This is a genomic window from Luteolibacter sp. LG18, assembly GCF_036322585.1.
Taxonomy (GTDB): domain Bacteria; phylum Verrucomicrobiota; class Verrucomicrobiia; order Verrucomicrobiales; family Akkermansiaceae; genus Luteolibacter.
This window is the reverse complement of the sequence record NZ_AP024600.1, coordinates 4,748,839-4,767,692: the sequence shown is the minus strand read 5'-3', so window position 1 is coordinate 4,767,692 and position 18,854 is coordinate 4,748,839. Positions and strand designations below refer to the sequence as shown.

Sequence of the window (18,854 nt, the reverse complement as noted above, 5' to 3'; positions counted from 1 at the left end):
TTGCTATTGCCAAGTGGCGGAGTTGCGGGGATGTTGATGACACACATGCTTCCTCCACACGAACAACCGGACAGCCTGCAGATCCGATGCCCCTCGTGTGGCCAGCGGTTCAAGGTCGGAGCCGAGCTGCGGGACCGCACCGTGGAGTGCGGATCGTGCGAGCACCGTTTCCGCATTGATGATGACACCATTCTCCGTGCGAAGAAGTTCTATCCCGGCGAAAAGCGGGACCCGCGCCTCGACATGTTTGCCCGGGTGCCGCACGCGCCGCCGGTCGAGCCCACGATCCAGCGGGCGGCCTATGCACCGGAGCCGTCCCATGCTTCTTTCGAGCCGCCGTCCCCGCTGCGGACGATGACCGGCATCGTTGCGGTCGTCGGAATGATCTCGATCGCCTTGGTTCTGGCTCTTGGAGCGCGCCATGGCGGGTTGTTGGACGGAGTCGCGACCGGCAACCGCCTCGCACTCGCCGCCTTCGCCGGTCTCGCGGGTGGCGCACTGCTGGTGTATGCCAATCCCCGTGGCCGCAAGAAGGCCATCGGGGTGTCGCTTCTGTTTCTGGCCGGGTTGCTGGCTCTGCCGTTTGTTTTTGACGAGGCCTCCGCGCCCCTCGGCGGCAATCCGTCCTCGCCGGTGGCGAAGGTCGATTCCGCGAAGGGGGCGGACCCGAAGACTCCCGAGTCGACCGCCCGCATCGAACTCACGCCGCTTGTCGAGGAAAACGCCAGGCTGGCCGCCGCGGGCAATGGGACCCGGGCCATCGGCGTGTGGTTGCGGAACTTGCGCGAAAGCAACCAGATGCTGGTGCGTGATTACCTGGTGCGTGGAACCGGCGCCGATATCGCCCGTTCCACGATGTACGCCCGTGGCACCGACGAATGGCTCATGGTGCTGTCCCCGCTGACCGGTCCCGTCGAGAAGGTGGCGGAGGTCGTGGGCAGGCTGGGCCGCGATGGTGACGCCACCCGCATCATGAGCGATCTCAATGTGGTCCAGGTGAACGTGGACAACGCCCTGTTCGTTTCCGGTCCGTTGGAGAAGCTCCAGGACAAGAACGATCCCGCGTTCTACGATCTCAACCGCCGCGAGATGGAGAGCATCGATCCGGACCGGGTTTCCAAGGCGGTGAAGCGCCTCGCCGAGGCGGAGCCGAAGGTTTACCGCGAGGACATCACCCGTTTGCTCGTCCAGCATGGCAAGGACGCGGACGCCGCGTTGCTCGGCAATTTGGCCCGAGCCTTGTCGGTCTGGTCCCCGCCCGGGCAGTCGAAGGCGACCGAGGTGATGGAGGCCGGACTGAAGCGGGTGCATGCCGCGCGCGTCGAGCCGTCACGTGAGCTGGTGGCTTTCCTCGTGTCCCGGAAGGTGGTGTCGATCGCGCCCGTGGTCGACGAATTGTGGGTGAACGATGCCACCGCCTGGGAATCGCTCTATGGTGACCTCGGGCCTGACATCGAGCCCCTGATCCTCAAGCGCCTCCCCGAGGCAAAGCCCTCGCAGCGTCAATCCGCCGTGCGCTTGCTCGGGCGGGTGGGAACGTCCAAGTCGCTCGCGCCGATCGCGGCCTTGGCGGAAACCGCCGATCCCGAGCTGAAGGTGATCATGGAGCGCTCCATGAAGGCGATCCGCGAGCGGAACTGATTCCCGGGAAGCGGGCGTTTTTCAGACAAGAATCCTGCCGGGAACCGTTCCTTAGGTGAGGGGCTGAGGTGGCTGACTTCAGAAAATGAAAAAAGTCACCGGAAAGTCTTGACCGAAATCGAGGGTTTTGCTTACGACGCGCGCGTCGCGACAAAAGCAGGCGGCCCGACTGAGGATCCCTTGGGTTTTTGGGTTTTTCCCGGGGAGGATCGGTCGGGCCGCTTCATTTTTACGAGGAGCGGCCCGGAGCCTCAGGCGAGGCCCATGATGCGGGCGGTGTCGAAATCGTAGGGAGTCAGTTCCAGATGGACCTGCTGGCCCGCTTCGAACACGGCGTGGGCTTCAAGCAACGCCTTCGAAAGGTGGGCGATGACGATCTTCCCGTTGGGAAGCGCCGCGTGGTAGAGGTTGGAATCGAGCGGTTTCTCGATGGTGGCGGTGGTGCGGACCGGTGGATCGTCGAACATGATGGGAAAGGGGATTAGGCGCGGTCGCGCCAGCGGACCAGATCGGCCAGTGGCATGCGGCCGTCGTGGTGCCAGAAGAAGGGCGGTTGCTGGGATTGGCCGAGCGGGCAGACGCGTGGGGCCGAGAGCGGTTCCAACCGGTCGGCCAGCGCGTCGGTGTAGGGGTGGATCGCCACCGTGGAAAGGTGGGCGGTTTCCGGGCCCAGCGCCTCGTGCAAGCGTCCGGCCGGAGGCAGGGGGTGCACGGTGACGAAGCCATTGAGCGGACCGGGCGCGAGCGTCGGATCGGCCTGATAGACCACCGTCCAGCTCGTGTCGCCCTCGCTTTCCCACAGCGCCACGTCGTCGCCATTGGCGAAGCGGAAACGCAGCAGTTCGCGGCTGTTCGAAATGGCTCCGCTTTCCGAGAGGCTGAGTGACTCCCGCCCGTGCGCTTCACGGTGGCGCGCCATGGCCCCTGCCAGTTCGGCGGCAAAACGTCCCGCCGCGATCGGTCCTCCGGCGACGTAGAGGGCTTGGATGGAGAGGCAGCCGCGTTGCTCGTAAGCGAGGATGTCACGCGCCGCGAGATCGGCGGCTTCCCGGTCCGGTTCGAACACCACGCCGATGCTCAATTTCGGGCCGTGATCGATCAGCGGTGTGCCGGACGACAGCAGTTCGCGGAAGGTGGCCAGGGTGGAGGCGCTGCCGAAGACCACGGCGGCTTCACTGGCGAGCCACTCGTCCGGCAGGTCGTGGCGGATCTCGATGAGATCACGCAGCACCGGCGGTAGGGTGGGGACCCAGGCCTCGAACTCCGGGAGGCCGGAGGAGGGGAGCTTGACCCGGTTGTGGCTACCTACGAGGAGTCCGCGGAACACGGATTGAAAGGCGGCGTGCGGGGTGTTGCCGCTCACCACATGGAGCAGCGGCGAATAGGGCACGGCTCTCCCACGGGTATCGCCACGCGGAACCCAGGCATCGAGCGCGTCCGCGGAGCCGAGCTGGGTTTCCAGCAGGCCGGTCAGGGCGGCTTCGTCGAACTCCCCGACCCATGGCGTGAGGGCGTCGCGCTGGGCCAGCAGGGCCTCGAGGCGTTGGCGGGTGGCGGTCATGGTGAAGTGAGGAGGTCGTCGGTGCGACGGGAGCAGCCGCGGGGCAGGGCGGCGGGATCGCGTCCGAGCAGGGTGAAGGTGGTGTCACCGGTGGCGATGGCGAGGTCCTGGGTGCGGATCGCGGCGACCGAGCCGAGGTTGGCGAGGTCGAGGATTTCCAGGTAACCGGGCTGGCCCTCTGCGGCGGTTTCGCCGGTTTCGGGATCGACCACCCGGATGCGGGTCCAGGGACTGCCGCGGTGGGAGGCCTCGCCGTTCCACGCGTAGAAGGGCGAGCTGAGCTCGGTCATGCCGTACTCGTTGAGCAGGTGGGACGGTTCGATCGCGAAACGCTCCGCCACCAGCGCGCGGAAGGCGGCGGGCTCCAGCTCGACCTTCACGCCCTTGTAGCCGCCGGTTTCGAACATCCACGAGCCCGCGGGCAGCGTCACGTGCTGGTCCGCCTCGATCATTCGCAGTAGTCCTAGCGCGGTCGCGAAAAGGGCGATCGGGCGGCCCTCCGCCGCGGCGCGGGCGAGAGGGGCGGGATTGAGCCGACCGGTGGCGTCGATCAGCCAGCGGTCGGCGGCGTCCGGCGCATGAGCCTGTTGGAGCGTGCCAAACATGTGGCCGAGCGAGGAATCCGGGGCGTTGGTGGGGGCTTGGAAGACGAACCACGGATTCTCCGGCACCGGTAGTCCGGCATGCCGCCAGCCTTGCAGAATCGAGGTTTCGTAGAGCGTGAGGTCGTCGAAGGCGTGTTCGCCGCGGATGTCCCGGGTGGTGCCGGAGGTGCGGAAAATGGCCCGCGTTTCGGAGGCCGGGAAACAACGCAGCGGGTGGCGGGTCAGCTTGAAGGCATCGGTCGGCACCGCCGGGATCTCCTGCCAGCGCGCCACCGTCTCCGGCGTGCGGCCGCGAGCCATGGCATAGCGCCGGTAGGGCTCGTTGAGCTGGAACTGGTGCCGGAACACGGCGAGCGCCAGGTCATCGAAGGATGGAACGGTTCCTCGTCCGTTCATCCAATCCAACAGTGGTGTGCGCGGGGATTCCATCAGGCCTGCCCATGGCCTTAGAGGCTTGGCGGGCGGATGGGAAGCGATCAGTGGCGGATGACGCGACGGCTTGACGCGAGCGCGGGTTGGTCCAATGATCCCGGTGTTGCAAGCCCGCCCTGGTTGACGCAATATCCGGTCCCATAACCCCAATTATTTCCCAGTCATGTCCTCCCGTCTTCTCCTTGGTGTCGCCGCGCTGAGCGGATCGCTGCTCGTGTCCTGCACGGTTTACCCGGAGCACGGCGGTCCCGGCAAGAAGGGCCAGCAGCCGCAGCAGACCGTCCTGAGCCCGGAGCAGCAGGAACTGCAGAAGAAGCGGGACGAGCTGAAAAAGAAGGAGGAAGAGCTCAAGAAGAAGGAAGAGGAGGCCAACAAGACGGCCGAAAACCTCAGCAAGCCGGAAGGCGGCACCACCGAGCCGACCCAGCCGAAGCCGAAGCAGGAGAACAAGAAGGACTATCCTTTCGCCAATCCGGTGCCCGGCAAGGAAGGCTTCGTCTTCAGCCCGTATAACAACAAGATGGTGGACGTGCGGGACATCCCGAGCGGCACCCTGGTCCAGGACCCGACCTATCAGAGCGGCGAGAAGAAGTACTTCCGCGTTCCCTGATTCCTCTCCAGAGTTTTTCGAGCCGGCCGGGTTCGTTCCGCGGACCCGGCCGTTTCATTTCCAATGACCATGGATTTCCAAAAGGTGGCGGTGCTCGGGGGCGGATTGCTCGGAGGATCGCTCGCGCTTGCCCTGACGAAGAAATTTCCCGATCTGGGTGTGAGCCTGTGGGCCCGCCGCGAGGAAACGGCGGCCACCGCCCGATCGCTCGGCATCGCTGGAGCCACCTCGGAATTGCCCGCCGCCGTGGCAGGCGCGGATCTGGTGGTGCTCGCCGTACCGGTGGGAGCGATGCCGGACCTGGTGAAGAAGGCCTTGGCTGCCGGTCTCGCCGCGGGTGCGGTGGTCACGGATGTCGGCAGCGTGAAGGGCGTGGTGCACGCCACTCTGCCGCCGGTGCTCGCGGGCAGCGGCATTCCTTTCATTGGCAGCCACCCGATGGCCGGTTCCGAACACGGCGGCATCGAGGCCGCGAAGGCCACCCTTTTCGAGTCCGCCGCCTGCTTGCTCACCGATGACCAGCGTTCGCCGGTCGAGCTGCGGGGGAAGTTGGAGCGCTTCTGGCAGTCCGTCGGATGCCGCACCTCGTGGATGCTTTCCGCGGTTCATGATGAGCTGGTTGCGCGGATTTCCCATCTCCCGCACGTGATCGCCGCGGCGGGGGCGACGGTGGCCCTGCGGGACCCCGGCGACGGCCGCTTCGGCGGTGGCGGCCTCCGCGACACCACCCGGGTGGCCGGCGGCGACCCCGCCATGTGGACCGAGATCCTCATGGAAAACCGGGAGGCGCTGGCCGCGCCCCTGCGCGAGACCATCGCCGGGCTTCGTGAAATGCTTGCCTCGCTGGAGGCGGGCGACCATGAAACCGTCCATCGGCTGCTGGCCACCGCCAAGACCCGCCGGGACGCTCTGCCCCTCAACCGCTAAGTTTTTCATCATGTCGGAATTCCGAGTCAAATCGATCGAAACCCTTCACGCCGAGTTCAGCGTGCCGGGTGACAAGAGCATGTCCCACCGCGCCGCGATGCTGGCCGGTCTTTCCAACGGCACCTGCACCATCACCAATTTCCTGCCCAGCGAGGACTGCCTGAACACGCTGAAGGCCATGCAGGCGCTCGGCGCCGAGGTCGAGGTGCTGGAGGAACTGGAAGGCTACGGCCCGGTCGCGATGAAGATCACCGGCCGCTCGATGAAGCTCCAGGCCCCCGTCGAGCCGATCGACTGTGGCAATTCCGGCACCGGCATGCGCTTGCTCGCGGGCCTGCTGGCCGCCCAGCCGTTCACGTCGGAACTTTTCGGCGATGCCTCGCTTTCCTCTCGTCCGATGGGCCGCATCACCAAGCCACTCGAGGAGATGGGCGCGAAGATCGAGACCCTCGGTGAAAAGCCGGGCTGCGCGCCGCTCCGCATCACCGGCGGCAAGCTCACGCCGATCCGCTACGAGATGCCGATGGCCAGTGCCCAGGTGAAGAGCGCCGTGCTGCTCGCCGGTCTCTTCACGGAAGGCCGTACCACCGTCACCCAGCCCGCGGAAACCCGCGACCACACCGAGCGCATGCTGGAGTCCTTCCGCGTCCGCACGATCCGCGATGGCAACGCGATCACCATCTACGGCGACCAGATGCCCGAGGCCTGCGATTTCGTGGTGCCCGGCGATATCTCCAGCGCCGCCTTCTGGCTGGTAGCCGCCGCCGCCATGCCCGGCTCCCGCCTGATGATCAAGAACGTGGGCCTCAATCCGACCCGCACGGCGATCATCAACGTCCTCGTCCGCATGGGTGCCCACATCATCGTGGCCGAGCACCAGACCGAAGGCGAGGCAATCGGCAACATCGAGGTCCATGGCGCGCAGTTGAAGGGCACCTCGCTGCTGCCGGAGGAAATTCCGAACCTCATCGACGAGATCCCGGTGATCGCCGTGGCCGCCGCCCTGGCGGAAGGCACCACCAGCATCCGCAATGCCCGCGAGCTGCGCGTGAAGGAAACCGACCGCATCGCCACGGTGGTCGAGAACCTGCGCCTGATGGGCGGGGACATCACCGAGTTCGAGGACGGCATGGAGATCCACGGCGGCAAGCCGCTGATCGGCACCACCCTCGATTCCTACGGCGACCATCGTATCGCCATGGCCTTCGCCATCGCCGGCCTCTTCGCCGCGGGTGAGACCGTGGTGAAGAACACCGAGTGCGTGAACACCTCGTATCCCGGGTTCTCGAAGCATCTCGATGCTGTCCGCCACGAGCGGACCAACCCCGCCGACTACGAACAGAAAACCCTCGTCCGAGCATGACCTCGATCTCACCGGATTCCGGAAATGTCGCCATCGCCATCGACGGCCCGGCGGCTTCGGGAAAGAGCACCCTGGCCCGCATCCTCGCGGAGCAACTCGGGCTGGTGATGGTCAATTCCGGCGCGATGTACCGCGCCGTGACGTGGAAGGTGCTGCGCGAGGGCGTGGACCCGCACGACGCCGCCGCGGTGATCGCGGTTCTTCACCGCACGACACTGGAGTGCGGCGACGACGGCCGCTATTCGACGATCAAGGTTGATGGCATCGATCCGGGCGACGAGCTCCGCGGCGAGGCGGTGAACTCCAACGTCTCCGCCGTCTCCGCCGTGCCGGAGGTGCGTGATGCCCTGGTGGCCTTGCAACGCGAGTATCTCAAGCGCGCCAGCGTGGTGATGGAAGGCCGGGACATCGGGTCCGTCGTCTTCCCGGACACGCCCTACAAGATCTACGTCGATGCGGACGAGGAGGTCCGCGCCGCGCGCCGCCGCGATGCGGGCGAACTCGACGCGGTGTCGAAGCGCGATGCCGCCGACAGCCGCCGGGCGACCGCGCCGCTGATCGTGGCGAACGGTGCGACCGTGCTGGACACCTCCGACCACACGATCGAGTCCGGCGTCGCCGCGGCGATTGAGATCCTCGAGAAGCAAGGACTCAAACTGCTCTGAACCGCATGATGCGTTGGATTTACTGGTGCGGCTGGATGACCCTCGGCGCGGCGTTTCGCTCGCTGTTTGGCATGCGGGTCATCGGCGCGGAGAAGCTCGTCACCGAAGGAGCGGTGCTGGTGGCCTCGAACCATGAGAGCTTCCTCGATCCGCCTTTGATCGGGAATCTCTACCGCACCGAGATGTGGTATCTCGCCCGGAAGACGCTTTTCCGCGGTTTTGGCGCTTGGCTGTACCCGCGTTGGAACGCGATCCCGGTCGACCAGGATCGTCCGGACATGGGCAGCCTGAAAACCGTGATCAAACTCCTCAAGGAAGGCGAGCGCGTGCTGGTGTTCCCGGAAGGCGAGCGCACGCTTGATGGCAATCTCGGCGAGGTCCAGCCCGGCATCGGCCTGGTGGCGGTCAAATCCGGCGCGGTGATCCAGCCGGTGCGCATCCGCGGAGCCCGTGAGGCTTTGCCGCGTGGTTCCGGTCGCATCCGTTTCGCCCGGATCTCGGTGACCGTCGGCGATCCGATCCGCCTCACGGCGGAGGAAATCAAGGCCTCCCACGGCAAGGAAGGTTACCAGGCAATCTCGAAGCGGATCATGGACGCCATTGCGGCGTTGTAAGCCGCGGGGAGTTCAACGCCTCAGGCGGTGCCAGGTGGAGGTGTCAGGGGAAACCAGGCCATCCATCGGCAGATCTTCCAATCCGCAGGAGGTGATCAGATCCTCCAGCAGCACCAGCGAGGCCACCGCGTCGTAGAGCGCGTCGTGCCACTTGCGGTCCGGTACCAGCGCGGTGATGGCGGCTGTCAGCCCCCGGCTTTCAGAAAGCGCGCCCAGCGAATGGTCCGGCAGTTCCGGCCACGCCGCGCGGGCCAGCAGCAGGGTGTCGATCCACGGGCCGAAGCCGTGGCCGGGGAATGCCCGCAGGAAACGCTTTTCCGTGCCCTTGCCATGGGCCACCACCACCGCTCCGGCGAGCCGGGTCTTCAGCTCCGGCCATAGCGAGAGCAGGGAAGGGGCGTTCACGAGGTGTTCGGGGCCGATGCCATGCACCTTCCGGGCCGACCACGTCACCGGTTGGTCGGTTTTCAAGTAGGACATGAACGTCCCGCCATGGCCCTCGGCATGAGACCATCCTGCGAGCCCGATCTGCACCGGCGCGTCGGTGCGCCCGCGCGCGGCTCCGGCGGATTCGAAGTCGATGGCGGTGAAACGGCAGTCGCGGATAAGCGGCACGCCGCGAGCTTGCCGCGTGATGACCGGCGGCTCAAGCCCGGTTGAAACGGCCGTGGGTTTTGGAGTCGCCGGAAGGCCAGCAGGGAGTCATGGTCGCCACATGTATACGACCGTTGGGATTCTGGGGACCGCTGTGGCAGTGCTGGTGGTGGTCATCCTCTGGTACATCATCGCGACCTACAACGGCCTGGTCCGCATGCGGAATGTCTTCGGCAATGCCTTCGCCCAGATCGACGTGCAGTTGAAACGCCGCCACGACCTCATCCCGAATCTCGTCGAGGCCGCCAAGACCTATCTCAACCATGAGCGCGGGACGCTTGAGGCGGTGGTGGCCGCCCGCCACGCGGCGGAGACCGCCCGCACCGAGGCCGCTGCCACGCCGGGTGCCCGCGTGGAGATGCAGAAACTCGCCGCCGCGGAAGGCGCGCTGGGAGGCTCGCTCGGCCGCCTGTTCGCGGTGATGGAGGCCTATCCGGATCTCAAGGCGAACGCGACCATCGCCCGGCTCATGGAAGAGCTGACCAGCACCGAGAACAAGGTGTCTTTCGCCCGCCAGGCCTACAATGACGCCGTGATGGGCTATAACATCCGTCGTGAAATCTTCCCGGCGAACTTCATCGCCGGCACCTTCCATTTCCCGGTGGCCTCCTTGTTCGAGATCGACAAGTCCGCGGAGCGGGAAGCTCCGGTGGTGCGCTTCTAACAACCCGGACCCCCCCGCTCGTGGACTTCTTCGAAGCCCAAAGGCAGGCGCGGTCCCGGGCCCGGATGCTGGTGCCCGGTTTCGTGCTGTGCTTGTTCGGCGTGATCGCCGCCCTCTACGGGATCGCCATCCTGGTGCGGCCATTCTTCGACCAGCATCGTCCCGGTCCGCTGTTCCGGTGGTGGGATCCGGAAACGGGGTTGGCTGTGGCCGTGCCGGTGGTCGCCCTGATTGTCGGAGGTGCGATCTGGCGGATCGCCTCCCTACGGGGTGGCGGTGCGGTGGTCGCGGCACGACTCGGAGCGCGGCCGGTTCCGGCATCGACCGAAAACGAAGCCGAGCGGAGGTTTCTCAATATCGTGGAGGAAATGGCCCTGGCCGCTGGCATTCCGGTGCCCGAAGCCTGGGTGATGGGAGAGGAGAAGGGGATCAATGCCTTCGCCGCTGGTCGGGACGCACATCAGGCGGTGGTGGTCGTGACTCGTGGTGCGCTCGATCACCTCGACCGCGATGAACTCCAGGCCGTGGTGGGGCACGAGTTCAGCCACATCGTCAATGGTGACATCATCCTGAACCACCGTCTCATGGGCCTGGTGTTTGGTCTGGTGGTCATTTCGCTCACCGGCCGGGGCGTCATCCGTATCGCCGAGCACATCCGGGGCGCGGGCGGGTGGACGCTCGCCGCGTTCGCGCTGGGGGGCATCATCTGGGTGGTCGGCTCCATTGGTGTGTTCTTCGCCCGGCTGCTGCAATGCTCGGTTTCCCGGCAGCGCGAGTTGCTGGCGGATGCGGCTTCGATCCAGTTCACCCGCAATCCGGAGGCGATGGCGCGGGCGCTGAAGAAGGTCGGCGGCACGTGGCGTCAGGGCATGTTGCTCAGCCTCCGGGCGATGGAAGCCCGCCATGTGTTTTTCATGCCGAGCGATCTCACCGGCCTGAAGACCCATCCGGATCTCAAGAAACGCATCCGGGCGCTGGAGCCGAATTGGAACGGGGAGTTCATCAAGGTGCACTTGCATGCCGAGCGGCCCCTTCTGGTCCGTGGCGGATCTCAGCCGCCGGAGGTCGAAGCTGACCTCGATGCGGACGGGTTGGCCGCGCGTTGGCGGAAGGCTCCTTCGCTTCAAACTCCCAGGGAGGCCCGGTTGGTGCTGCTGGCCGTGGCCGGAGGGGGGAATGATCCGCGGGTGGCACCGGTAACGGAGGCACTGGGGGCTTTGGAGGAGAGCTCCCGGCTGGCTGTGATCGAGGGCACCGTGCTGCCGCTCAAATCGCTCCCGAAGCGGGAACTGGTGCAATTGGTCGAGGCCGCCCGGGTGAGGTTCGCGGAGGGAAATCTGTCCTGGGAATTGCTTCTGGCCCAGCAACTGGTCGAACGGAGGATCGCCATGCACGCGGGCATGATGTCGCCTCCGCAGACGGTCCATCGCGGTCTGGAAACCCTCTACCGTGAAGCCGCATTGATCCTCACCGCCCTCGATTCGGCCTCCGGCGATGGCATGGCCCTTGGCGCGGTCGTGCCGGAGTATTTCCAGCACACCGGCGTCCCTTTCGAGGCGGCTCCGGCGGCGGATTTGACGCCTGACGGTGTGGCCGGGGCGCTGAGGGCGTTCTGGGGCGCGACGCCGATGGTCAAATCCCAGTTGATGCGTTTGTGTCGGCTCGCCGTCGAAAGCGACGGTCAGATCGGCGACCGGGAGCTGGGGGTGATGCGGGCCGTGGCTGCGGCCACCGGGCTGCCATTGCCGCCCTCGATGCTCGCCCGCTAGCCATCTGGAAGGCTTCGAGTGCAAATGGGCGCTTGCATGGACCGGTGACGTCGGGGAAGTTCCGGCGCCCGTGGTCTCCGATCGCCGCACACCCTTCTGGTTGCTTCCGAACCTGCTGAGCCTTGATGCTCCGCTGGTGGCGGTCGCGTGGCTGTGGGTGTTCGGGAAAACGTGGCGGGCGAACTACCTGCCGGTGAGTGCTTATGTGGTCCTCGGCTTGGTCGTGTGGGCGATCTACGTGTTCGACCGCCTCCTGGATGCCGCGATGCGGACCGGGACGCCGGAGCTCCTGGAAGAACGCCACCGGTTCCATCTGAAGCACCGGAAGTGGTTTGCCATCGGTGGCGTGCTTGCCGGGCTCGGGGCGCTGATCACCACCCTGGCCGCGTTGCCCGTGGACATCCTGAACTACGCGCTGTTCGGAGGCGTGCTGGTGCTCGGGTTTTTCGCGCTGAACATCTTCACGAACCACCGCCTCGGCCAGATTCCCTACACCAAGAACGTGATGGCGGGGATGGCCTTCGCTTACGGCACGGCGGTGGCCGCGCACGTCTACTTGCCCGCCATGGACGGCTGGAGCGGCTTCCGCTGCCTCGACCTTTTGCTCGCTCCGGAGGTCATCTGCTTCGGTGTTTTGTGCATCGCGAATATCAGCGCCATTGATCTCTGGGAAAAAGTTGACCAGGGAAACGAGGAGGAGCGGGCCACGGCGGACCTCACACTGACCCTTCTTTTGCTGGCGCTATCCGTGGCGTGTCTCGTCTTTGCAGTCATGGAGCGAAATAGTAGGCCGGACACCGAGGGCTTGATCCGGCCCTATTACTACTCGGTTTTCATTTCCGCGGCCCTCCTCTACATCCTGAACCGCTGCCGCCACCTGATGTCCAATTCCGTGCTGCGCGTGCTGGTGGATGCGGTATTCCTCGTGCCGGTGGCCATTTTCGTGGTCTTGCCGACGCATCTAACCGCCTGATCCGTGCTTGCGGCAGGGGCATGCGGCCGGTACGGTCCGCGGCTTTCCTTATGTCGAAGCAACTCGATTTCAAACTTCCGGCCTTCCTGTTTCTCGGCGCGCCGGGTTCCGGCAAGGGCACCCAGGGCAAGATCCTTGGCAGCGTCCCGCGCTTCTTCCACTGCGCCTGTGGCGATGTCTTCCGCTCCCTCGACACCCGCACCGCCCTCGGCCAGAAGTTCGTCCACTACTCCAGCCGCGGCGAGTTGGTGCCGGACGAGTTGACCATCGAGCTGTGGCACGCCCAGATCCTGAACTGGAGCGAGACCCACATCTACAAGCCCGACATCGACTTCCTCGTCCTCGACGGCATTCCGCGCAACGTCCGCCAGGCCGAGTTCCTCGCCGAGCACGTGGAGGTCCACCAGGTCTTCCACCTGTCCTGCCCGGACCGTGAGGAACTCGCCCGCCGCATGCGGAAGCGGGCGCTCAAGGAGAACCGCCTGGACGACGCCAGCGATCGCGTGATCCAGCAGCGCATCGCCACCTACGAGGCCGAGACCAAACCGATCCTCGAATACTACTCCGCCGAGCGGGTGCTGGACATCGATGCCACCCAGGCCCCCGTGAAGGTTCTGCGTGACATCGTGGACCACATCACCAAGCTGCCCATCTATCAGGCATCGCTGAAGCGGCCGGCCTGAGACCCTTTGTCATGCGCGTTGCCTTTTTCGGAACAGGAGAGATCGCCATCCCGGCCTTCCGTCGTTTGATCGAAGCCGGGCCAAAGCCCGTGTTGCTCGTGACCCAGCCGGACAAACCGGTGGGTCGCCATCACACGCTCACGCCACCGGCCATCAAGACGGTGGCGCTGGAGGCGGGCATCCCGGTGCTCCAGCCGGAAAAGGTGCGCGATGCGCTCGAGGAACTGGCCGGTTACGACATCGACCTGATGGTGGTGATGGCCTACGGCCAGATCCTGCCGCTGAAGCTCATCAAGCTGCCGCGGCTCGCCTGCATCAATCTCCACGCCTCGCTGCTGCCGCGCTACCGCGGTGCCGCCTGCATCCAGGCCGCGATCGATGCCGGGGACTCCGAAACCGGCATCACCGTGATGCATGTGGTGAAGCAGCTCGATGCGGGCGACATCATCCTCGCGAAATCGATTCCGATCCTGCCCGGTGAAACGGGCGGCCAATTGCACGACCGTCTCGCCGATGTTGCGGCCGAGGCGATGGCGGAGGCCTTGGAGCCGCTCGCGTCCGGCACCGCTCCACGCGTCCCGCAGGACGAGGCCCTCGTGTCCTACATTCCGAAGCTGGAGCGCGAGGACGGACGATTGGATTTCGCTCTGAGCGCGATCGAGTTGGAGCGCCGCATCCGCGCCTACGATCCGTGGCCCGGCACCTACCTCACGGTAAGCGAGGACGGCAAGGAGCGCCGCTTGAAGGTGTTCCCGCAAACCGAGGTGATCGAGAACGGGCCCGGAGCCGGAGAGATCGACCTTTCCACCGGATCCCTCGTCATCGGCTGTGGCCAAGGCGCGCTGAAACTTCTCGAAGTGCAGCCCGAAGGCGCGCGCCGCATGAGCGCTGCCGACTACCTCCGCGGCCGGAAGCCGGAGCGGGTGCTGTAGCTGAAAGCTCCGCTTTCAGGATGTAGGGGGAAGCTCTGCTTTCCCTCTGTGGGGGGGCGTCGTTCGGCCTGACAAGCCACCGCCAACTGAAGCTTTCGAATACGCCGGACGCGGCTCAAGGGATTTCCAAAATCCGGTATTCACCTGCGGTCATGGATTCCACAACCGCTTGCAACGATACCGCGGCGGCCTGGATTCTCCGAAGATCGTTCGTGGAGAGTTCCAAGATGGCGATGGTTCGTGCCGCCAGGTTTTGCTGGTAGCGGAGATTACGGTCCGCGGTGATGAATAAGTCGAACTCCTTGTCCGCGAGAGATAGCAGTTCACCGTTTTTCGTTCCGCCCCAGCCCTGATACCAAGCCGTGTGGCAATCGTGGTCCGGGAGAAGTTTGCGAACCGGCCAAGGCACGCATTCATCCAGCAGGATCCTCATGACGCGAGGGACACCAGAGCTGACTCCGATTGGTCAAGCACCCGGCAGGCCATTTCTCGGGTGACGGACGGGAAACACTCGATGAATTCCGCGAGAGTGTAATCCCGCTCGATGTAATCGAAGAGTGCCTGCACGGGGACGCGGGTACCTGCGAACACCGGAGTGCCGCCCAGGATCTCCGGGTCGATGACGATGGCTTCCTGTCCTTCCATGCCGTCATCCTAGCGCTGGAAATGGATTTGGTAAACCCCGCTGGATACCCAAACAAAAAAGGAGGCGCTCCCGCAGGAACGCCTCCTTGGATCAAATCGGAATCCCTTACAGCGAGAACGTGTCGCCGGACGGATCCTTGCCGATCGCGATCTGGACCTCGCCGTTGGCGGACAGGTGCGTCAGGCAGTGGTAAACGTCCTCCGGATCGGCGTCGCACTGGGCGGCAATTTCGTCGGCGGTGCGGGCGTCCGCCACGAGGCGGCCGCGGACGGTGTTGAGCAGTTCCAGGAAGGTCGTGGCGGCCTTCTTGCCGGCTTCCACGCCAGGCTGGTGGTAGGCGTTGATGTTGACCAGCGAGGCGTAGAACGACACCGCGCGCTCGAAGAGGCCGATGAGGATGCCGAGCTGGAACGGGGTGACCTCCGGGATGGAGATCGTCACGGATTTGCGGCCGGACTCATACAGCGCCTTGCGGGTGCCGCGCAGGAAGCCCTGCAGGTAGTCGGCGGAGCTGGTGGACGGTTCGACCTCGATGCCCTCGCCGTTGCGGCCCTTGCGGACCTCGATGAAGGTGGTGAAGAAATTGTGGACCCCGTCGCGGAGCTGCTGGACGTAGGCGTGCTGGTCGGTGGAACCCTTGTTGCCGTAGACGGCGATGCCCTGGTTCACCTTCTTGCCGTCGAGGTCGAGTTCCTTGCCGAGCGACTCCATGACGAGCTGCTGGAGATACTTCGAGAACAGGACGAGCGAGTCCTTGTAGGGGAGCACGACCATGTCCTTTTCGCCCTTGCCGTTGCCGGCGTGGTACCAGGCGAGCGCGAGCTGCATCGAGGCGTTCGTCTTCGCGTCGGTCTTGCGGGTTTCCACGTCCATCGCGGCGGCGCCGGCGAGGAAGGAGTCGATGTCGATGCCCTGGAGGGCGGCGGGCACAAGGCCCACGGTGGACATCACCGAGGTGCGGCCGCCGACCCAGTCTTCCATCGGGAAGCGGGCGAGGAACTTCTGGTCGATCGCGTACTGGTCGAGCTTCGAGCCCAGGCCGGTCACGGCCACGGTGTGGCGGCCGAAGTTCAGGCCGGCGGCCTCATAGGCGGCCTTGGCCTCGAGCATGCCGTTGCGGGTCTCGGCGGTGCCGCCGGACTTCGAGATGACGAGCACCAGCGTGCGGTTCAGGCCGACTTCCTTGAGGTCGGAGATCACGCGGTCGATGCCAGCCGGATCGGTGTTGTCGAAGAAGAAGATCGGCACCTTGGCACCGTGACCGATGGCGTCGTTCACGAGCTGCGGGCCCAGGGCGGAGCCGCCGATGCCGATGAGCAGGATCTGCTTGAAGACGCCGCCGCAGGGAGGGCTGACCTGGCCGGTGTGGACCTTCTCGGCGAAATCCTTGAGGTCGGAAAGCGGCTCGGTGATCGCCTTGCGGAGCGCGTCGGTCGGGGCGAGGTCGGCGTTGCGGAGCCAGTAGTGGCCCACCATGCGCTGTTCGTCCGGGTTCACGATCTCACCGGCCTCGAGCGCGGCGATGTCGGTGAAGGCCTTCGCGATCTTCGGCTGCATGGCCGAAAGGAAAGCGTCATCGACGTCCATGCGGGACAGGTCGATGGAGAAGCCGAATTGCGGATAGCGGATGACGGATTGGCAGTAGCGTGTCCAGGACATGGTGGGATGAGGGAAAGGTGGTTAGTAGGAGATGAGGGAGCGGATGGGATGGGGCGCGAGCTTGTCGCGGCCGTTGAGGAACGAGAGCTCGATCAGGAAGGAAACGGAGACGACCTCGGCACCGAGTTCGCCGAGGAGCTGGAGGGCCGCGGCGGCCGTGCCTCCGGTGGCGAGGAGGTCATCGACCAGCAGCACGCGCTCGCCCGGAGCCACGGCGTCCTCGTGGAGCTCCACCACCGATTCGCCGTATTCCAGGGAATAGGACGTCTGGCGGGTTTTCCACGGCAGCTTGCCCTTTTTCCGGACTGGCACGAAGCCCACGCCCAGGCGGTCGGCCACGGCGGCGGCGAAGATGAAACCACGCGCGTCGATGCCCACGACCTTGTCGATCTTCTGATCCGCGGCGTGCTCGCAAAGCAGCGTGATGGCGTCCCGGAACAGGGAGCCGTTGGCGAGGATCGGGGTGATGTCCTTGAAAACGATGCCGGGCTTCGGGAAGTCGACGACGTCCCGCACGGCGGCGCGGAGGGCATCCGGAGATGGCATGCGGGGAGTGTGGGTGGCGGCGGGCGGCTGGCCAAGGTTAGAATGACTCCAACAAACGGGGGAGGGATGAATCGTTTTCCCGGGAAGCATGAGTCGGGGCTATTCCGGGGATGCGCTTTTGCTTGTCAGCGGTGGCATTGGGTGCTTGGTTCCGCTCGATGTTCCTTTGGCTCCGCGCAATTCTCCTGATCGGCCTTTTCGCCGGTCTGGGTCTGCGTGCGTCCGGGGCGCATTTCGACAATTGCGTGCCGGTCGAGCACAAGGCCGGATGTGGTGAGAAAACGGACCACGGTCCGCATGCCGAGACGGAGCATTCCAAGGACTGCCCGCCCTATCACCATGACCACGAACACCACCACGGCGAGTGCTGCCACGCGCCGGTGTGGTTCTCCATCGATGCCGGTGCGGCGTCCCTTTTCCCGCCGATGGTGCTTTCAGCAAGCCTCCGCGGTGCCAACGAGAGCGCGCCGGATGGCCCGGTGCTGTCCCTCGACAAGCCCCCTTTGATCTGATCCGGAAACGCTCCGCCTGCCGGAGCGGTGGCCCGTCGTCGTCCTGACCGGCCGCTTTGTTTTCCCCGTGATGCGTCCCCGGGACCGTCGCGTTTCCGAAGCCGCATGAGCGGCATCCTTCCGTCCGGATCGGGCGGAGTTTTGGAGATCCATTTCTATAAACCATGAGTTTCAAATACCTGTTGGCGATCGCGCTGGCCTTGTCGTGGCCGGTCCGATCGATGGCCGCCGAATCCGGCGGATTGGTGGTTACGCTCGCTTCGGTGGCGGACCGCGTGCGGACCCAGAATCCGGACCTCGCCGCGGCGAGGCTGCGGATCGGCGAGGCGCTCGGCCGCATGAAGCAGTCGGGTCGCCGTGAGAACCCGCGCCTCGAAACCGAGGTCGAGCACAACACGAAGTCCAGCGAGGGCAGCGTGAAAATCGGCTTCACCCAGAGTTTTCCGGTCACCGATCGCCTCCGGTTCGAAAAGGAGATCTCGGTGCAGGAGCTGAAGGCCGCCGAGGCCGAGGTCCGCGATGTCGAGCGCAAGCTCGTCGCCGAAGGCCGCGAGGAGCTGGTGAAGATCCTCGCCATCCGCCGCCAGCGCGAGCTGTTGCGGGAGCAAGCCGACGTTTCCAAAAAACTCGCCGAGTTCATCGACAAGGCTGCGGAAAAGGGCGAGGGCTCGCGTCTCGATGCCGGGCAGGCGAAACTGGAGGCCGCGAAGCTGGCCACCGAGATCCGCCAGCTCGATGCCGCGGAGGTCGCCGCCACCGGCGCATTGAAGCCGCTGCTGGGCATGAGCCCGTCGGCCACCGTGCTGCCGAGCGGCGAATTGCCGCCGATCCGCGTCCCGGAAGCGGGCGCGGGATCGTCGCGCCGCCCCGACATGCAGGTTGCCCGGGTGGAAGCGGAGGCTGTCGCCATGGAGGTGAACCTCGAGCAGACCAAGAAGTACGATGACATCGAGGTTGGCGTGTTCGGCACCGCCGGACGCCGCATGGATGCCCCGGATGGCGTGAGCAGCGAGGGGATGGTCGGCTTCCAGCTCAGCATCCCGCTGCCGCTGTGGAACGACAATTCCGGCAACGTCGAGGCCGCCCAGGCGAAGCTGAAGCGCAAGCAGCTCGAAATCACCGCGCTCGACCGCAACATCCGCAACGAGGCCGAGGCCGCGCGCGCGGAAATGGAGCAGTGGGCGAAGCTGGAACGCGAGGTCCGTGCCGAGCTGCTCCCGCTCGCCGACCGCCAGGCCGAGCTCGCCGAACAAACGTGGCGCAATGGCCAGGGCGAACTCCAGGTCGTCCTCAAGGCCCGCGAACAACGCCTCCAACTCGCGTCGTCCCGTCTCGACGCCCTCCGTGACTTCCACCTCGCGCGCGTGCGCTACGAAGCCGCGATCAACCAACGCTGAT

The 18,854-nt window shown here is 65.5% G+C and carries 21 protein-coding genes; 13 read left to right on the top strand and 8 right to left on the bottom strand.

Features of this window, described 5'->3' with window-relative positions:
* Positions 1–45 precede the first annotated feature (45 nt).
* The gene (locus llg_RS18940; protein ID WP_338286502.1) at positions 46–1,641 is read left to right on the top strand and encodes a hypothetical protein; all 1,596 of its coding nucleotides are present in this window, start codon (positions 46–48) and stop codon (positions 1,639–1,641) included.
* A 251-nt stretch (positions 1,642–1,892) separates the two neighbouring features.
* Here the strand turns inward: llg_RS18940 and llg_RS18935 are convergent, their stop codons facing one another.
* From llg_RS18935 to llg_RS18925, 3 genes are read right to left on the bottom strand one after another with little or no spacing between them, the layout of a single operon-like run.
* On the bottom strand, positions 1,893–2,108 hold the full coding sequence (locus llg_RS18935) for a hypothetical protein (protein ID WP_338286498.1): 216 nt from the start codon (positions 2,106–2,108) through the stop codon (positions 1,893–1,895).
* 14 nt (positions 2,109–2,122) lie between these two features.
* The gene (locus llg_RS18930; protein ID WP_338286496.1) at positions 2,123–3,202 is read right to left on the bottom strand and encodes an acyl-CoA reductase; all 1,080 of its coding nucleotides are present in this window, start codon (positions 3,200–3,202) and stop codon (positions 2,123–2,125) included.
* On the bottom strand, positions 3,199–4,203 hold the full coding sequence (locus tag llg_RS18925) for a hypothetical protein (RefSeq protein WP_338286494.1): 1,005 nt from the start codon (positions 4,201–4,203) through the stop codon (positions 3,199–3,201). Before llg_RS18925 ends, llg_RS18930 begins: the two co-directional genes overlap by 4 nt.
* 199 nt (positions 4,204–4,402) lie before the next feature.
* Here llg_RS18925 and llg_RS18920 point away from each other — a divergent pair, with 199 nt between their 5' ends.
* The 5 genes from llg_RS18920 (at position 4,403) to llg_RS18900 (ending at position 8,418) form a co-directional block, all read left to right on the top strand.
* Positions 4,403–4,849 (top strand): hypothetical protein, encoded by a 447-nt coding sequence (locus tag llg_RS18920; protein WP_338286492.1) that lies wholly within the window; start codon positions 4,403–4,405, stop codon positions 4,847–4,849.
* Between the two features lie 69 nt (positions 4,850–4,918).
* Positions 4,919–5,776, top strand: a complete 858-nt coding sequence (locus llg_RS18915; RefSeq protein ID WP_338286489.1) for a prephenate dehydrogenase/arogenate dehydrogenase family protein — start codon at positions 4,919–4,921, stop codon at positions 5,774–5,776.
* A 10-nt stretch (positions 5,777–5,786) separates the two neighbouring features.
* Positions 5,787–7,139, top strand: coding sequence for a 3-phosphoshikimate 1-carboxyvinyltransferase (gene aroA, locus llg_RS18910; protein ID WP_338286487.1), 1,353 nt, complete (start codon positions 5,787–5,789; stop codon positions 7,137–7,139).
* Entirely contained in the window at positions 7,136–7,804 is a 669-nt protein-coding gene (gene cmk, locus llg_RS18905; RefSeq protein WP_338286485.1) for a (d)CMP kinase, read from the top strand. Before aroA ends, cmk begins: the two co-directional genes overlap by 4 nt.
* 5 nt (positions 7,805–7,809) lie before the next feature.
* On the top strand, positions 7,810–8,418 hold the full coding sequence (locus llg_RS18900) for a lysophospholipid acyltransferase family protein (protein WP_338286482.1): 609 nt from the start codon (positions 7,810–7,812) through the stop codon (positions 8,416–8,418).
* A 12-nt stretch (positions 8,419–8,430) separates the two neighbouring features.
* Here llg_RS18900 and llg_RS18895 read toward each other — a convergent pair whose 3' ends face one another.
* Entirely contained in the window at positions 8,431–9,033 is a 603-nt protein-coding gene (locus tag llg_RS18895; protein WP_338286479.1) for a 3'-5' exonuclease, read from the bottom strand.
* A gap of 100 nt (positions 9,034–9,133) precedes the next feature.
* Here llg_RS18895 and llg_RS18890 point away from each other — a divergent pair, with 100 nt between their 5' ends.
* From llg_RS18890 to fmt, 5 genes are all read left to right on the top strand, one after another.
* Positions 9,134–9,736 (top strand): LemA family protein, encoded by a 603-nt coding sequence (locus llg_RS18890; protein ID WP_338286476.1) that lies wholly within the window; start codon positions 9,134–9,136, stop codon positions 9,734–9,736.
* A 20-nt stretch (positions 9,737–9,756) separates the two neighbouring features.
* Positions 9,757–11,505 carry a M48 family metalloprotease gene (locus llg_RS18885; protein WP_338286474.1) on the top strand — a complete coding sequence of 583 codons (1,749 nt, stop codon included), beginning with the start codon at positions 9,757–9,759 and terminating at the stop codon, positions 11,503–11,505.
* Positions 11,506–11,575: 70 nt separating this feature from the next.
* Positions 11,576–12,478, top strand: coding sequence for a hypothetical protein (locus llg_RS18880; protein ID WP_338286473.1), 903 nt, complete (start codon positions 11,576–11,578; stop codon positions 12,476–12,478).
* 50 nt (positions 12,479–12,528) lie between these two features.
* Complete coding sequence (locus llg_RS18875; protein ID WP_338286472.1) at positions 12,529–13,161, top strand: nucleoside monophosphate kinase; 633 nt, start codon at positions 12,529–12,531, stop codon at positions 13,159–13,161.
* 11 nt (positions 13,162–13,172) lie between these two features.
* On the top strand, positions 13,173–14,093 hold the full coding sequence (fmt, locus tag llg_RS18870) for a methionyl-tRNA formyltransferase (RefSeq protein ID WP_338286470.1): 921 nt from the start codon (positions 13,173–13,175) through the stop codon (positions 14,091–14,093).
* A 115-nt stretch (positions 14,094–14,208) separates the two neighbouring features.
* On the opposite strand, the gene llg_RS18865 is transcribed toward fmt, so the two are convergent.
* The 4 genes from llg_RS18865 to llg_RS18850 form a co-directional block, all read right to left on the bottom strand.
* Complete coding sequence (locus tag llg_RS18865) at positions 14,209–14,526, bottom strand: DUF5615 family PIN-like protein (RefSeq protein WP_338286468.1); 318 nt, start codon at positions 14,524–14,526, stop codon at positions 14,209–14,211.
* A complete protein-coding gene (locus tag llg_RS18860) occupies positions 14,523–14,738 on the bottom strand; it encodes a DUF433 domain-containing protein (protein ID WP_338286465.1) in 216 nt (71 codons plus the stop codon). Before llg_RS18860 ends, llg_RS18865 begins: the two co-directional genes overlap by 4 nt.
* Before the next feature lie 106 nt (positions 14,739–14,844).
* On the bottom strand, positions 14,845–16,398 hold the full coding sequence (locus llg_RS18855) for a glucose-6-phosphate isomerase (RefSeq protein ID WP_338286462.1): 1,554 nt from the start codon (positions 16,396–16,398) through the stop codon (positions 14,845–14,847).
* 21 nt (positions 16,399–16,419) lie between these two features.
* Positions 16,420–16,944, bottom strand: coding sequence for an adenine phosphoribosyltransferase (locus tag llg_RS18850; protein WP_338286460.1), 525 nt, complete (start codon positions 16,942–16,944; stop codon positions 16,420–16,422).
* A 158-nt stretch (positions 16,945–17,102) separates the two neighbouring features.
* On the opposite strand from llg_RS18850, the gene llg_RS18845 reads away from it, so the two are divergent.
* Both llg_RS18845 and llg_RS18840 read left to right on the top strand, forming a co-directional pair.
* Positions 17,103–17,456 carry a hypothetical protein gene (locus llg_RS18845; protein WP_338286459.1) on the top strand — a complete coding sequence of 118 codons (354 nt, stop codon included), beginning with the start codon at positions 17,103–17,105 and terminating at the stop codon, positions 17,454–17,456.
* A 164-nt stretch (positions 17,457–17,620) separates the two neighbouring features.
* Complete coding sequence (locus llg_RS18840) at positions 17,621–18,853, top strand: TolC family protein (RefSeq protein ID WP_338286458.1); 1,233 nt, start codon at positions 17,621–17,623, stop codon at positions 18,851–18,853.
* Position 18,854: the final 1 nt, after the last annotated feature.